Source organism: Marinovum sp. (assembly GCF_048263515.1).
Classification (GTDB): Bacteria; Pseudomonadota; Alphaproteobacteria; order Rhodobacterales; family Rhodobacteraceae; genus Marinovum.
Map to the genome: position 1 here is coordinate 38,645 of NZ_JBLXEC010000027.1, position 13,685 is coordinate 52,329.

The following is a 13,685-nucleotide window of genomic DNA, read 5'->3' on the forward strand; positions in this document are numbered from 1 at the left end:
GGTCAGGCTCTCCTGCGGCGCACTGCGCCCTTGATGTCTTTGTAGGTAAAGGCGCCAAAGAGCTGGCCGAAGGCGAAGTAGCTCAGGCTGCCCAGACCGATGAGTGCCACGAGGGCGGGGTAACGGATGTAGTCCATCGTCAGATAGCGTCCCAGCGCCGCATTCAAGACCCAGAGCACCACGCCCATCGCCAGTGACGCGAGGACAATCCGCCAGATCCGGCTGTGGAACCGTGCGTTGAACTTCACGGTGTCGCCGAACTTGCGGCTGCCCCGGATCAGCAGCCAGACCATGGCCCAGCCGGCCAGCGTGGTGGCGACCGCCGGGGCGATCCAGCCGATGACAAAGGACAGGCCGATCGCGGCCACGCCGTTGACCAGCATCGACCAGACGGCGTAGCGGAACGGGCTTTTGGTGTCCTCACGGGCAAAGTAGAGCGGCTGCAGTAGTTTCTGCAGGATGAAGGCGGGCACGCCCAGGCCATAGATCGCCACGGCGACCGCAATGGCGGCGGCGTCGTCGGGGCCGGTGGCGCCGCGCTGGAACAGCACCGAGACCAAGGGCAGCGGGATCACCACCAGCGCCACCGCGCAGGGCAGCGAGATGATGAAGGCAAACTCCGAGGCGCGCGACAGCGCCTCGCGGGCGCCGGCGTCGTCACCGGCCTTGAGCCGGCGCGACAGGTCCGGCAAGAGCACGATCCCCGCCGCGATGCCAACCACGCCCAAGGGCAGCTGGTAGAGGCGGTCGGCGGCATAGAGCCAGCCCACGGCGTTCTCGAAATGCGAGGCGACCTGCTGGCCGACCAGCAGGTTGACCTGCATCACCCCGCCCGCCAGCGCCGCCGGCAGGGCCACGATGGCCAGCCGTTTCATGTCCGGCGTCAGCCGCGGCCAGCGCCAGTCGATGCGATACCCCGCCCTTCGCACCGCCGCCCAGACCAGCGCCAGCTGGGCGATGCCCGAAAAGGGGATCGTCCAGATCAGCACCTCCGACACCGGCCCGCCCATCAGCGCCGCAATCCCCATGGTAAGGATCACGAAGATGTTGAGCAGAGAGGGCGCGGCGGCGGCGGCGGCGAAATGGCCAGAGGCATTGAGCATGCCGGAAAACAGCGCCGCCAGCGAGATGAAGAGCACATAGGGAAAGACCACGCGCCCATAGCTCACCGTGAGGTCGAAGCGCTCGTTGCCGGCAAAGCCCTCGGCCGTGGCCCAGACCAGTGCCGGCATGAAGACCAGCGACAGACCGGTCAGGCAGAGCAGCACGAAGGCCAGCCCCGAGGCCGCCTCGGAGGCGAAGCCGTCCGGGTCTTCGTCGGCCTCGACGCGCTTGGAGAACATCGGCACGAAAGCGGCGTTGAAGGCGCCCTCTGCGAAGAAGCGGCGGAACATGTTGGGCAGGCGAAAGGCGGCGACAAAGGCGTCCATGACCGGACCCGGGCCGATCAACCCGAGGATCATCACCTCGCGGATGACCCCGAGAACGCGGCTCAGCAGGGTCCATATCCCGACGGTGAAGATGCCGGAGATCAGGCGGATGGGTTTCATGATGTGTTTGGGCCTCGTGCAGGGCGAAAAGGGCTGGCATCGGCTTATCCGATTGGCCAACGCGGCGGAAGGGGGCGGGTTCCTGAGGGGGCGCATGACGCCCGCCGCATGAGCGCCCGCCGCCCCGGACCTGATCCGGGGCCTCCCGGCCAGCCAATACGCAAAAGCCGGACCAGCGGCTGCTCGCGGGGGGCCGCCGCACCCGGGGTTCGGCAGCGCTTTATCTACGCCAAATCCGCAAGACCTGTGAGCGGCGCGCGCACGTCACCCAAGCGGCAGCCCGGTGAGGCGGGCAGCCGCTGGTCCGGCGGCCTGCGGCCTTGGTTCCGGACCGGGGACATAATGTCCGGCCAAAACCAAAAAAACCCCGCCAGTGATGGCGGGGTCAGGTGGATGCCAACACGAGGGAGTGGCACCGGCGGTTTGCGTCTTTTCTGGAGGGTATCTCAGTTGGGCCGGTGGCCCATTTCCGCCCGGATCTGCTGGCGGAAGACGTCGATCGGCACCGATTTGCCATCGCGCTTGATGTGCCAGTAGGTCCAGCCGTTGCATGACGGCGCCCCTTCAAGCGCCGCGCCCACCTGGTGGATCGAGCCGCGCACATCGCCGCCGACCAGCGTGCCATCGGCGCGCACCTTGGCCTTGTGACGCTCGTTCATCGAGAACAGCTCTTCCCCCGGCCGCAGCATGCCGCGTTCGACCAGCTGGCCAAAGGGCACCCGCGGGGCGGCGCGCTTGGAGGCGGTGACTTCGAGCGCCTCGCGCTCGAACTTGCGGATCTTGGACAGGCGGGTCTCGGCGACCTTGCGATAGGCCTCTTCACGCTCGATGCCGATGAAATCGCGGCCCAGCATCTTGGCCACCGCACCGGTGGTGCCGGTGCCGAAGAACGGGTCGAGCACCACGTCGCCGGGGTTGGTCGAGCCGACCAGCACCCGGTGCAGCAGCGATTGCGGCTTCTGCGTCGGATGCGCCTTGTCGCCGGCATCGTCCTTGATGCGCTCGCCGCCGTTGCAGATCGGCAGCACCCAGTCGGACCGCATCTGGATGCCTTCGTTCAGCGCCTTCAGCGCCTCGTAGTTGAAGGTGTACTTGGCGCCTTCTTCCTTGGAGGCCCAGATCATCGTCTCATGCGCATTGGTGAACCGCTTGCCGCGGAAATTGGGCATCGGGTTCGACTTGCGCCAGATCACGTCGTTGAGGATCCAGTAGCCGGCGTTCTGCAGCGCCGCGCCGACGCGGAAGATGTTGTGATAGGAGCCGATCACCCAGATTGCCCCGTTGGGCTTGAGCAGGCGGCGCGCGGCGGCCAGCCATTCGTTGGTGAAGCGGTCATAGGCGGCAAAGGACGAGAACTGGTCCCAATGGTCGTCCACCGCATCGACCCGGGAATTGTCGGGCCTGTGAAGCTCGCCCTTGAGTTGCAGATTGTAAGGCGGATCCGCAAAGATCAGATCGACAGAATTCGCCGGCAGGCTTTGCATCACTTCGATGCAATCGCCGGCAAGAATCGTGTTGAGCGGGAGCTCGAGAGCCCCCTTTGTCTTGGTTTTCGTCTTCATTTTCTGCCTCTGTCCCCGGTGCGTTATCGCACTCATTGGTTGGACACAGGATGAGTCAAAGGCGAATCGTGGTCAATTTCTTTTTTGAATCAAGGGGTTAAGTTTTCCTCTTGATACAAGATATTGTGGACCGGCTTGAAGGAACGTCTATGGTGTGGGGTCACCCCAAGATTTGCCAGAGCCGCCTTGTGGCTTTTCGTCGGGTAACCCGCGTTGGTTTCCCAGCCATATCCGGGGAAGTGTTGCGCCAAATCCCGCATGACATAATCCCGCCTGATTTTCGCCACAATCGAGGCCGCCGCGATCGACACCGAGCGGCTGTCGCCCTTGACGACCGCACGCGCAGGCAGAGTCAGCCCGCGCGGCAGAAGGTTGCCGTCGATCAGCAGGAAGTCCGGCGATTCGGGCAGGGCGGCCACGGCGCGCAGCATGGCGATGTGGCTGGCGCGCAGGATGTTGTGGCTGTCGATCTCCTCGACGCTGGCGGTACCGACGCCGATATGCGCGCAAACTTCCAGCTCTTCCACCAGGGCGCAGCGCCTGCTCTCGCACAAGACCTTGGAATCGTTGAGCCCCACCGGCACCCGTACCGGATCGAGCATCACCGCTGCCGCCATCACCGGCCCGGCCAGGGGGCCGCGGCCGACCTCGTCGACGCCGGCAATCCGCAGGTAACCCTCGGCGCGGGCGAGGTCTTCGAAACTCGTGTCAGGCTGTGTCATGCCTTGGGAGTGGCCCGGCGCGGCGGGCATTTCAAGCAAGAATCACGTCGGTCGCGCGAACCGTCCGCCGCACATAAACCGGGGCGCTCCCGTGAAGGAGCGCCCCGGTGCGGTGCAGGACGCAGGGGCTATGTCCTGCACCTATGCCCGATCGCGTGCGACCATGATCGGGCCTTATCTGTAGTTCGCCACCCGGTAGCCCCGGTCCCGAAGACAGCGCGGGTGATAGCCGACGCGGGTGACAGGGCGGCCGTGGCGCCAGGTTCTGACCTCCATCAGGCAGGCCCGCGGCAGCCAGTCGGCCTGGCGGTAGTTCCGCTGCAGGCAGCGGCTGCCGAACATGCGGACCGGGCCGCGGTGGGTCTCGATGCGCCGCAGGCAATAGGCGGGCAGCGGCACGCGGCGCGCATATCCCTTGCCCTTGCCACGGTCGTAGCCGCGATCCTTGTGATAGGCATGTCGGCCGAACGGATTGGCCGGGTTGAACAGCTGGATCGTGCCGTTACCGATGGAAAAGCCGAATTGGAACCTTTGGTGCTCGGCGGCCGCGGGGGCGGCCACCAGGCTGGTCAGGGCCATGGCAGCGGCCAGCAGGGAATGAGTGAACTTGCGCATCGGGAATGTCCTTTCCGGGGCACCTCTTCGTTGTCTCGTGGGGGTCCGCATCGGGGGATGGATGCAACGGACCGGCGATGACAGGACGGTGCGGCGGAAGGGCCCGGACAGGCAATATCAGGCCGATGTTATCGGATAACGCCGCCCCGAGGCCCTTCATGTTATTGAAAAACACCGCGCGAGGGCGCAGCTTGGGGTCATGAAAAGAACCATTGCATATCTCGCCCTCGCGGCGACCCTCGGCCTGACGCCCGCCTGGGCCGAGGCCGCCTGTCTGGCCGAGTACAAGGCCAAGCGGGACAATCCGCTCGAACTGATCTACGACATTGCGCCGATCACCGGCGACTGTACGATCGAGAACGCCGAAGAGCAGTTGCAGGCCCGGCTGGAGACGCAGGGCCAGACCCTGCTCAAGGTGTTGTCGGTGAACGAGACCGACGCCGGTTGACGCCGACCGCCGCTTCAGGCGTCATGGACCCAGGCTGACCCGGAGACAGATGTGATCGAGACCGACACCAGTGCCGCAGACCTGCGCCGTTCGGGAAGCCGTGTGGTGCAAGGGGGCATCGCCGCCGTGGTGGCGATCCTGGCGCTGGCCGCGATCTTCCTGTTTCTCAACCTGCCAGACGCCAATGCCTTCAATGCCCGGGTCGAGCGCATCTTCGTGGAAAACGACGCGCTGACCAGCGACGCCGAGATCAAGCTGCTGGAAATCCTCGCGCTCTCCGGCACCGCCTTTTCCGAAACGCTGACCTCTTACCGGATGGTGATCTTCGTGCTGCTGGTCTTTGCCGCCGGGCTTTTGGTGGCGACGTTGGTGTTCCTGGTGATGCTGGTCACGCTGAACCGCCGGATGGCGCAGATCGAGCAGTCGGGCATCCAGGTGTCCTCGCTGCTGATCAGCCGCGACGAGAAAACGGTCTACCTCAACAACATGGGCTTCAAACTGACCGACGCCGCGATCGAGACGCTCTGTGTGCTGGCCGAGGCGCGGATGGACGAAGAGGTGCTGACCGGCGCGCAGATCGAGGCGATGATCTCGGGCCGGCTCGAGTCCGATTGCGACGAAGCTGCCGGCGCCACCCGAATCAAGCGGTTGCGCGACGGGCTGGGCAACCAGCTGGTAAGCGCGCTGCTGGTCAAGAACATCGCGCGGCGGGGCTATGTGCTTTCGGTTGGCAAGGATGTGATCCGGGTGTTGTAGGCGGGGCAGGGTGCGTGCGGTTTGTATTTGCGCAGGCCTCCGACCTTTTCTCTATCCAGCAGTTTTCCGTGCAACGCCGCTTCAGGCGCGACCCCAGAAACGCCTCGATACGCGCCCCGGACGTGATCCGGGACCTCCCGGTCAGGCTATGTCACTCCACCAGCAGACCAAGAGGCCCCGGATCAAGTCCGGGGCGCGGTCGCGCCAGCTGGGACATGCGGCGCCATATCCCCACCCCAAACCAGACCCCACCTCCGCTTGAGCCTTCTCCCCCGGCGGTCTATGTCTCGCAGGAGCCATCAGGAGCCCGCCATGCCCGTCTTTCTCTCGACCCAGGAGCCCGATTTCGAGGCAAAGTTCCGCGCCCTGCTGGGGGCCAAGCGCGAGGACAGCCCCGATGTCGACGATACCGTCGCCCGGATCATCGCCGACGTGCGCGCCCGTGGCGACCGGGCGGTGATCGAGCTGACCGAGCGCTTCGACCGGATGACGCTCGACCCCGCCGGCATGGCGTTTTCCGCCGAGGAGATCGAGGCGCAGTGCGCCAAGGTGCCCGATGCCGAGCGCCAGGCGCTGGAAACCGCCGCCGAACGCATCCGCGCCTACCATGTGCGGCAGTTGCCGGAAGACCAGCAATGGACCGACCCCGAGGGCGCGACGCTGGGCTGGCGCTGGACCGCCGTGTCCGCCGCCGGGCTCTACGTGCCGGGCGGGCTGGCGTCCTATCCCTCCTCGGTGCTGATGAACGCCATCCCCGCCAAGGTCGCCGGGGTCGAGCGGCTGGCGATCACCGTGCCGACGCCCGACGGGGTGGTGAACCCGCTGGTACTGCTGGCCGCGAAGATCGCCGGCGTCGACGAGGTCTATCGCATCGGTGGCGCCCAGGCGATTGCCGCGCTGGCCTATGGCACCGAGACCATCGCCCCGGTCGACAAGATCACCGGGCCGGGCAATGCCTTTGTCGCCGCCGCCAAGCGCCGCGTATTCGGCAAGGTCGGCATCGACATGATCGCCGGCCCGTCGGAAATTCTGGTGATCGCCGACCGCGACAACGACCCCGACTGGATCGCCCTCGACCTGATGAGCCAGGCCGAACACGACGAGAGCGCGCAGTCATTGCTGATCACCGATGACGCCGAATTCGGCCGCGCCGTGGCTGCCGCAGTGGACAAGCGCCTCGAGACGCTCGAACGCCGCGCCATCGCCGGAGCCAGCTGGCGCGACTTCGGCGCGGTGATCACCGTGACGGACCTGGACGAGGCGGCGGAGCTGTCCGACCGGATCGCGCCCGAGCACCTCGAGCTTTGCGTCGCCGACCCCGAGGCGCTGTCGCAGAAGATCCGCCACGCCGGCGCGATCTTCCTCGGCCAATGGACGCCAGAGGCGATCGGCGATTACGTCGGCGGCCCGAACCACGTGCTGCCCACCGCCCGTTCGGCCCGGTTCTCCTCCGGTCTCTCGGTGCTGGATTTCATGAAGCGCACGACGCTGTCTCGGATGTCGCCCGATGCGCTGCGCGCCTGCGGTCCCGCAGCCGAAGTGCTGGCCCGGTCGGAAAGCCTCGAGGCGCATGGCCTTTCGGTCACCGCGCGTCTGCGCAAGCTGAACGGGTGAGACCATGGCCATCGTGATCTTTCACAACCCCAATTGCTCGAAATCCCGCGCCACGCTGGAGCTGATCCGCGAGGCCGGGCAGGAACCGGTGGTGGTGCCCTATCTCAAGTCCGGATGGACCAAGCCGCAGCTGCAGGCGCTGTTTGCCGTGGCGGATATCTTTCCGCGCGAGGCGCTGCGCAGCGGGCGCGGCCCGGCCAGTGAACTGGGTCTGCTGGAGGACGGGGTGAGCGACGACGCAATCCTCGACGCCATGGTGGCCCATCCCGAGCTGGTCGAGCGGCCGCTGGTCTGCAGCCCCAAGGGCGTGCGGATCTGCCGTCCGCCCGAGTTGGTCGGCGACCTTCTCTGAGCCGCAAGAGGCTTGATCGGGCGCGGCGCAGCGCCTTATGCTCGGCGCGAGCAGAAGAGCAGGACATGCCATGATCGCCAAAGCCCTGAGCCTCGCCGGCGGCCTCGCCGGTGCGGTGAGCCTGTCGCAATTCCCCGAGTTCTCGCAGCAATACGCCCAACGCTTGGGCGGCGCGGTGGATGAGCTGTCGCGCGTGGTCTCAGAGTTCGACGCCGATGCGGCCGGCCTGAGCCTCAGCCGCGAGGAGGCGCTGTCGCAGCTGGCGCGCGGCGGATCGATGGCGCGGGCGCGCGCTGTGACAATGCAGGCCACGATTGAGCGGCATGACAGGCTCTCGGCCGATCTGCAGGCGCTGGAAGGCGCCGGGCCCTTCACCCGCGCCTATTTCGCCGCGCGGATGACCGACAGCGACATCGCCGAGCGCGCCTGGCAGGCCTACAAGCCGGCGGTGCCAGCGACCTTCGAAGGCGTGACCTTTGCCGGGGTCGGGTATGTGGCCGGGTTGGCGCTGGTCGGCGTGGTGCTGTCGCTCCTGCGGCGGCTGTTTCGCCGCCGCCGCCGGGCGGTGCCGGCCTAGAGCTCGATCTCGTCCTTGCCGGTGACCGGTGCGTCGAGCATCTCCTGCGGGGTCTTGCGGCGGATCACGATATCGCCGTTGGGCATGATTTCCGGCGGGTGATAGGCGCTCCAGTCCTCGACCTCGGTCATCAGCTCGCGCAGGGCGGGACCCATTTCCTGGACGAAGCTGCGCAGGTTGGGCTCGATCTCGCGAGCAAAGCCCTCGAGTTCGCGCAGCGCCGGTTCCATTTCCTCCATCAGCCCGCGAAAGAACAGCTTGGCGCCTTCTTCCATCAGGTTGAAGCTGTCGTCCTCGGTCTCCTGCGCGGCGGCTGGCAGGGCGAGGCAAGCGGCAAGGGCTGAGGCTTGGAGAAACGGTTTCATGGCACGGCTCCATCGCGGCGGGGGTCTTTAGAGAGATAGGATGGACTGGCGGCGCATCCAGAGGTGGGGCGAGGGATTTTGGTGGGGTGGGGTTTGTGTCCTGGCGCGTTAACAGCGGCCAAAGGCCGCCGCCCGTCATGCCGAAGGCATGCCTTCGGCATGACGGGCCGCCCCCGGCATGGCGGTTTGGCGGACGTGGGCGCGTCGGTCTGATGGCTTCCGGGCTTGGCTGGGATAAAGCGCTGATGAACTGAGGGTGGCTCGCCGCACCGCGGCTCGACAATGCACGACTTGTGCATTTGGTCGGCAGATGCCCCTCTTGGGTCTGTTTCCCAAGCGCGTTAACAGCGGCCAAAGGCCGCCGCGCATCGCCGGGCCGCCCCACGGCGCGGCGATTTGGTTGATGTGAGCGCATCGCTCCGATCTCTTCCGGATTTGGCGGAGATAAAACGCTGTCGAACTGACGAGGGCTCGCCGCACCGCGGCCCGACGATGCGCGGCTTGCGCGTTTGGCGGGACAGGGCCCACCTTCCGGCTCAGTGCCGCGAAGGCACCAACCCCTACGCCCGCACAGGCCCCCAGTCGGCCCGCAGCTGGTTGACGATCTGGTCACGCGTCTGGCGATAGGCGGCGAGCTTGGCTTCGCGGGTGTCGCCTTGGGCTGTCGGGTCCATGATCGGCCAGTAATCCACCGTCAGGTGAAAGAACCGCGTCAGCTCCAGCGCGCGGTGCTGCGAGGCCGGCGACAGCGCCACCACCAGGTCGAACGACGACAGCGCCTCGCCCATCTGCTCGAGCTCGTCAAAGGAGCGCGAGCGGTGACGGTCGAGCTCGACGCCGATCTCCTGGCAGACGGCAATGGCAAAGCCGTCGATCTCGAGGTCGTTGCGCACGCCCACCGATTGCACATAGGTCTGCAACCCGTAGAACTTCTTCATGATCCCCTCGGCCATGGGCGAGCGGACGGCATTGTGGTCGCAGCAGAACAGAACGGATTGCGGCAGCGGACGCGTCACCAGGTCAGGCCCCGAAGTGCAGGACGCAGATCAGGGTGAACAGCCGGCGCGCGGTGTCGGTGTCGAGCTCGGCCTTGCCCTCGAGACGCTCCTGCAGGATGCGCGCGCCCTCGTTGTGGATGCCGCGTCGGGCCATGTCGATGGTCTCGATCTGGCTGGCGGGCAGCTTCTTGACCGCGTCGAAGTAGCTCTTGCAGATGTGGAAGTAGTCCTTGACCACTTGCCGGAACGGGCTGAGCGACAGGTGGAACTCGGCCGCCTTCTGGTGGTCTTCGGTGTTCAGGTCGAACACCAGCCGCTTGTCGCGAATGCAGAGCGTCAGCCGATAGGGTCCCGGCGGCACCGCCACGCCGTCGCGGGCAGGCAGGGCAAAGGAGTTCTGCTCCATCAGGTCGAAGAGCGCGACCTTGCGCTCCTGCTCGACCTCGGGGGTGGGCGGCGGCAGGTTGGCGTCGTCCAGGTCAATCGCGATGATACGGCTCATGGGCGCGGGCCTCGGCTTGCGGCGAATCCCACCTGCCTAGCGGAATGCCGGGGCTCGGGCAATCGGTCCGAAAGGACCATGCGCCGGACCCCGGCCCGCATCTCAGGCAGCGCCCTGATAGATCGCGGCGATCCGCTTGACCGCCTCTTCGGGAGGCAGTTCCTCGCTCTCGCCGGTCCGGCGCGACGTCAGTTCGACCACGCCGTTTTTCAGACCGCGCGGCCCCACGGTGATCCGCCAGGGCAGGCCGATCAAGTCCATGGTGGCAAACTTGGCGCCGGCGCGTTCCTTGCGGTCGTCATAGAGCGGCTCCAGCCCCAGCGCGGTGAGCGCGGCATAAAGCGCGTCACAGGCCGCGTCGGCCTCGTCATCGCCCTGCTTGAGGTTGACGATGCCGCAATGGAAGGGCGTCACGCCCTCGGGCCAGATGATGCCCTTGTCGTCATGGCTGGCCTCGATGATCGCGCCCAGCAGGCGCGAGACGCCGATCCCGTGCGAGCCCATGTGCACCGGCACCTTGTTGCCGGCGTCATCGGTGACGGTGGCACCCATGGCATCGGAATACTTGGTGCCGAAGTAGAAGATCTGCCCGACCTCGATGCCGCGCGCGGTGCGGCGGCGCTCTTCAGGAACCTCGTTGAAGATCGCCTCGTCATGGGTCTCGTCGGTGCGGGCATAACGCGAGGTGAACTCTTCCAGCACCGCCTGACAGGCGGCGTGATCGTCATAGTCGATCTCGCGATCGCCGAATTTCAGATCGGTGATCTGGCTGTCGTAGAAGACCTCGCTTTCGCCGGTCTCGGCCAGCACCAGGAATTCATGCGTGTCGTCGCCGCCGATCGGGCCGCTGTCCGCCCGCATCGGGATCGCCTGCAGGCCCATCCGCTCGTAGGTGCGCAGGTAGCTCACCAGGTGACGATTGTAGGCATGCAGCGCGTCTTCCTTGGTCAGGTCGAAGTTGTAGCCGTCTTTCATGTAGAACTCGCGGCCGCGCATCACGCCGAAACGCGGGCGGATCTCGTCGCGGAATTTCCACTGGATCTGGTAGAGCGTCAGCGGCAGGTCCTTGTAGCTGCCGACATGGGCGCGGAAGATATCGGTGATCAGCTCTTCGGCGGTGGGGGTAAAGAGCATGTCGCGGTCATGCCGGTCGCGGATGCGCAGCATCTCTTCGCCGTAATCGTCGTAGCGGCCGCTTTCGCGCCAGAGTTCGGCCGACTGGATGGTCGGCATCAGCATGGCGATATGGCCGGCGCGGGCCTGTTCCTCGTGGATGATCTGCTCGATCTTGCGCAGCACCTTGAAGCCCAGCGGCAGCCAGGAATAGATCCCGGCGCTGGCCTGCTTGATCATGCCGGCCCGCAGCATCAGCCGGTGGCTGACGATCTGCGCCTCGGCGGGGTTTTCCTTGAGAACAGGCAGGAAATAGCGGGAAAGGCGCATGGATATGGGTGTCCTCTGAGGGGCCGGAATGTTCTGGTTTGGCATGGGTTGTGCTGCATGTGCGCGATATTGGCAAGGGGCAAGCGGGGCAGGGGCCGGGACGGCCCTGTCGCGGCGCTGGCGACACTTTCCCCGAGGAGAAGGGCGCTCGGGCGGGCAAATCCGGCGCTGCGGGCCTTGCGGCGGCTTTGTGCATCGGCGATGTTTGCCGCGCAGCAAAGGATGATCTCATGGCCCTGCCGGTACGGGAACAGTTCAAATATTGGGGCGTCGCGGCCGTGGCCTTTGCCGTGGTGCTTTGGTTTCTGGGGGATGTGCTCCTGCCCTTCGTGCTGGGCGGGGCGATTGCCTATCTGCTCGACCCGGTGGCCGACCGGCTGGAGCGCGCGGGGCTGAGCCGCACCGCCTCGGTGGCGGTGATCACCGTGCTGGCGCTGGTGGTCTTCGTGCTGCTGTCGCTGCTGGTGGTGCCGGCGCTGGTGCGGCAGGCGGCCGACCTGGTGGACATCGCGCCGCAGCTTTTCAACAACCTCAAGGATTTCCTCGTCTCGCGCTTCCCGGACCTCGTGGATTCGGAATCAGCCGTGCGCCAGTCGCTGGTCTCGATCGGCGAGCGGGTGCAGGAATACGGCGGCAAGCTGCTGGAAACGCTGCTGTCTTCGGCGGCCTCGATCATCAACGTGGTGCTGCTTTTCGTGATCGTGCCGGTGGTGTCGGTCTACCTGCTGCTCGACTGGGACAACATGGTGGCCCGGATCGACGAGCTCTTGCCGCGCGATCATGCGCCGACCATCCGCCAGCTTGGCCGCGACATCGACAAGACATTGGCCAGTTTCATCCGGGGTATGGGCACGGTCTGCCTGATCCTCGGCACCTATTATGCCGCGGCGCTGATGCTGGCGGGGCTGCAGTTCGGGCTGATCGTCGGCTTCATCGCCGGGCTGATCACCTTCATTCCCTATGTCGGGGCTTTGGTCGGCGGGTCGCTGGCGCTGGGGCTGGCGCTATTTCAGTTCTGGGGCGACTGGCTGCAGATCGCCATCGTCGGGCTGATCTTCGTGGTGGGGCAGGTGATCGAGGGCAATTTCCTGACGCCCAAACTGGTGGGCAATTCCGTCGGCCTGCATCCGGTCTGGCTGTTGCTGTCGCTCAGCGTCTTCGGCTCGCTTTTCGGCTTTGTCGGCATGCTGGTGGCGGTGCCGGTGGCTGCGGCGCTGGGGGTGATTGCCCGATTTGCAACACGGCAGTATCTTGAAAGCCGATTGTACCGGGGGGTGACCGATGACTAGTCCCCTGGACCACGAGGCATTTTTGATGACGCGACAGTTGAAATTCGATCTGACGACGCGGCCGGCGCTGGGGCGAGAGGATTTCTACGTCTCGCCGGCCAATGCCGTGGCGCTGGCCATGCTCGACAGCTGGCGCGACTGGCCCAACCGCAAGCTGGTGCTCAAGGGCGCGCGCGGCAGCGGCAAGACCCATCTCGCCCATGTCTGGGCCGAGATGGCGGGCGCGCGGATCATCCGCGCGGTCGACCTGCCAGAGGCCAACGTCGGTGAACTTGCGCAGGCGCCGCTCTGCATCGAGGATGCCGAGGGCGCAGCCGGCAATCCCGACGCCGAGGCGCATATGTTCCACCTGCACAACCTGGTGCTGGCCGAGGGGCATGCGCTGTTGCTGACCACGACGCTGGAGCCGGCGCATTGGGCGCTTGACCTGCCGGACCTGAAAAGCCGGGTGCAGGGGACGCAGGTTGTTTCGCTCAACCCGCCGGATGACGAGCTGCTGGGGGCGGTGCTGGGCAAGCTGTTCTCCGACCGGCAGATCAGCCCCAACCCCGACGTGATCCCCTATCTGGTGCGCCACGCGCCGCGCTCCTTCGATGCGGCGCGGCGGATCGTCGGCACGCTGGACGACATGGCGCTGGGCCTCGGCAAGCCGATGAGCCGCGAGATGGCCCGCCGGGCTGTGCTGAGCCTGAGGGATTTCGACGAGTAGCGTAGGTTTGTGCGGCGCGAGTGTTGCCGCCGGGTCTGTGTTTCCTGCGCGTTAACAGCGGCCAAAGGCCGCCGCGCATCGCCGGGCCGCCCACCGGCACGGCGATTTAGGGTCAGGATTCATAACCAATAGATGACGAGAGCCGCGAGCGCGATGGCAGAGAGGAACACCTTGGGGCAGCGG

At 66.1% G+C, this 13,685-nt stretch carries 15 protein-coding genes; 7 read left to right on the forward strand and 8 right to left on the reverse strand.

Annotation, left to right across the window (positions count from 1 at the left end):
• Window positions 1-2 precede the first annotated feature (2 nt).
• The 4 genes from murJ to ACN0SE_RS18565 all read right to left on the reverse strand — a co-directional run bounded on the left by murJ (window position 3) and on the right by ACN0SE_RS18565 (window position 4,449).
• Window positions 3-1,550: a murein biosynthesis integral membrane protein MurJ gene (murJ, locus tag ACN0SE_RS18550; RefSeq protein WP_417526020.1), complete on the reverse strand. Its 1,548-nt coding sequence runs from the start codon at window positions 1,548-1,550 to the stop codon at window positions 3-5.
• Window positions 1,551-1,996: 446 nt separating this feature from the next.
• Window positions 1,997-3,112 (reverse strand): site-specific DNA-methyltransferase, encoded by a 1,116-nt coding sequence (locus ACN0SE_RS18555; protein WP_417526021.1) that lies wholly within the window; start codon window positions 3,110-3,112, stop codon window positions 1,997-1,999.
• An 89-nt stretch (window positions 3,113-3,201) separates the two neighbouring features.
• A complete protein-coding gene (locus ACN0SE_RS18560; protein WP_417526034.1) occupies window positions 3,202-3,834 on the reverse strand; it encodes a ribonuclease HII in 633 nt (210 codons plus the stop codon).
• A 174-nt stretch (window positions 3,835-4,008) separates the two neighbouring features.
• Entirely contained in the window at window positions 4,009-4,449 is a 441-nt protein-coding gene (locus ACN0SE_RS18565; RefSeq protein ID WP_417526022.1) for a hypothetical protein, read from the reverse strand.
• Between the two features lie 199 nt (window positions 4,450-4,648).
• Between ACN0SE_RS18565 and ACN0SE_RS18570 the strand changes: the two genes are divergently transcribed.
• From ACN0SE_RS18570 to ACN0SE_RS18590, 5 genes are all read left to right on the forward strand, one after another.
• Window positions 4,649-4,897 (forward strand): hypothetical protein, encoded by a 249-nt coding sequence (locus ACN0SE_RS18570; protein ID WP_417526023.1) that lies wholly within the window; start codon window positions 4,649-4,651, stop codon window positions 4,895-4,897.
• A gap of 51 nt (window positions 4,898-4,948) precedes the next feature.
• Window positions 4,949-5,653 carry a hypothetical protein gene (locus ACN0SE_RS18575; protein ID WP_417526024.1) on the forward strand — a complete coding sequence of 235 codons (705 nt, stop codon included), beginning with the start codon at window positions 4,949-4,951 and terminating at the stop codon, window positions 5,651-5,653.
• Window positions 5,654-5,965: 312 nt separating this feature from the next.
• The gene (gene hisD / locus ACN0SE_RS18580; protein WP_417526025.1) at window positions 5,966-7,267 is read left to right on the forward strand and encodes a histidinol dehydrogenase; all 1,302 of its coding nucleotides are present in this window, start codon (window positions 5,966-5,968) and stop codon (window positions 7,265-7,267) included.
• 4 nt (window positions 7,268-7,271) lie between these two features.
• A complete protein-coding gene (gene arsC / locus ACN0SE_RS18585) occupies window positions 7,272-7,619 on the forward strand; it encodes an arsenate reductase (glutaredoxin) (protein WP_417526026.1) in 348 nt (115 codons plus the stop codon).
• Between the two features lie 70 nt (window positions 7,620-7,689).
• Window positions 7,690-8,196, forward strand: coding sequence for a DUF2937 family protein (locus ACN0SE_RS18590; protein ID WP_417526027.1), 507 nt, complete (start codon window positions 7,690-7,692; stop codon window positions 8,194-8,196).
• Here the strand turns inward: ACN0SE_RS18590 and ACN0SE_RS18595 are convergent.
• The 4 genes from ACN0SE_RS18595 to proS all read right to left on the reverse strand — a co-directional run bounded on the left by ACN0SE_RS18595 (window position 8,193) and on the right by proS (window position 11,504).
• The gene (locus tag ACN0SE_RS18595; RefSeq protein WP_417526028.1) at window positions 8,193-8,561 is read right to left on the reverse strand and encodes a hypothetical protein; all 369 of its coding nucleotides are present in this window, start codon (window positions 8,559-8,561) and stop codon (window positions 8,193-8,195) included. The two genes, ACN0SE_RS18590 and ACN0SE_RS18595, sit on opposite strands and share 4 nt — an antisense overlap.
• Window positions 8,562-9,121: 560 nt before the next feature.
• A complete protein-coding gene (locus tag ACN0SE_RS18600) occupies window positions 9,122-9,577 on the reverse strand; it encodes a low molecular weight phosphatase family protein (protein WP_417526029.1) in 456 nt (151 codons plus the stop codon).
• Between the two features lie 4 nt (window positions 9,578-9,581).
• The gene (locus tag ACN0SE_RS18605) at window positions 9,582-10,061 is read right to left on the reverse strand and encodes a UPF0262 family protein (RefSeq protein ID WP_417526030.1); all 480 of its coding nucleotides are present in this window, start codon (window positions 10,059-10,061) and stop codon (window positions 9,582-9,584) included.
• Window positions 10,062-10,163: 102 nt separating this feature from the next.
• Window positions 10,164-11,504, reverse strand: coding sequence for a proline--tRNA ligase (proS, locus tag ACN0SE_RS18610; RefSeq protein WP_417526031.1), 1,341 nt, complete (start codon window positions 11,502-11,504; stop codon window positions 10,164-10,166).
• A 230-nt stretch (window positions 11,505-11,734) separates the two neighbouring features.
• Between proS and ACN0SE_RS18615 the strand changes: the two genes are divergently transcribed.
• A complete protein-coding gene (locus tag ACN0SE_RS18615) occupies window positions 11,735-12,793 on the forward strand; it encodes an AI-2E family transporter (protein WP_417526032.1) in 1,059 nt (352 codons plus the stop codon).
• A complete protein-coding gene (locus ACN0SE_RS18620) occupies window positions 12,786-13,502 on the forward strand; it encodes a chromosomal replication initiator DnaA (protein ID WP_417526033.1) in 717 nt (238 codons plus the stop codon). The genes ACN0SE_RS18615 and ACN0SE_RS18620 overlap by 8 nt, the downstream gene beginning before the upstream one ends.
• Window positions 13,503-13,685: the final 183 nt, after the last annotated feature.

What these genes read in the sequence shown, in the direction of transcription:
- murJ (WP_417526020.1), bottom strand. Translation starts at nt 1,550, where the DNA reads ATGAAACCCATCCGCCTGATCTCCGGCATCTTCACCGTCGGGATATGG.
- ACN0SE_RS18555 (WP_417526021.1), bottom strand. Translation starts at nt 3,112, where the DNA reads ATGAAGACGAAAACCAAGACAAAGGGGGCTCTCGAGCTCCCGCTCAAC.
- ACN0SE_RS18560 (WP_417526034.1), bottom strand. Translation starts at nt 3,834, where the DNA reads ATGACACAGCCTGACACGAGTTTCGAAGACCTCGCCCGCGCCGAGGGT.
- ACN0SE_RS18565 (WP_417526022.1), bottom strand. Translation starts at nt 4,449, where the DNA reads ATGCGCAAGTTCACTCATTCCCTGCTGGCCGCTGCCATGGCCCTGACC.
- ACN0SE_RS18570 (WP_417526023.1), top strand. Translation starts at nt 4,649, where the DNA reads ATGAAAAGAACCATTGCATATCTCGCCCTCGCGGCGACCCTCGGCCTG.
- hisD (WP_417526025.1), top strand. Translation starts at nt 5,966, where the DNA reads ATGCCCGTCTTTCTCTCGACCCAGGAGCCCGATTTCGAGGCAAAGTTC.
- arsC (WP_417526026.1), top strand. Translation starts at nt 7,272, where the DNA reads ATGGCCATCGTGATCTTTCACAACCCCAATTGCTCGAAATCCCGCGCC.
- ACN0SE_RS18590 (WP_417526027.1), top strand. Translation starts at nt 7,690, where the DNA reads ATGATCGCCAAAGCCCTGAGCCTCGCCGGCGGCCTCGCCGGTGCGGTG.
- ACN0SE_RS18595 (WP_417526028.1), bottom strand. Translation starts at nt 8,561, where the DNA reads ATGAAACCGTTTCTCCAAGCCTCAGCCCTTGCCGCTTGCCTCGCCCTG.
- ACN0SE_RS18605 (WP_417526030.1), bottom strand. Translation starts at nt 10,061, where the DNA reads ATGAGCCGTATCATCGCGATTGACCTGGACGACGCCAACCTGCCGCCG.
- proS (WP_417526031.1), bottom strand. Translation starts at nt 11,504, where the DNA reads ATGCGCCTTTCCCGCTATTTCCTGCCTGTTCTCAAGGAAAACCCCGCC.
- ACN0SE_RS18615 (WP_417526032.1), top strand. Translation starts at nt 11,735, where the DNA reads ATGGCCCTGCCGGTACGGGAACAGTTCAAATATTGGGGCGTCGCGGCC.
- ACN0SE_RS18620 (WP_417526033.1), top strand. Translation starts at nt 12,786, where the DNA reads ATGACTAGTCCCCTGGACCACGAGGCATTTTTGATGACGCGACAGTTG.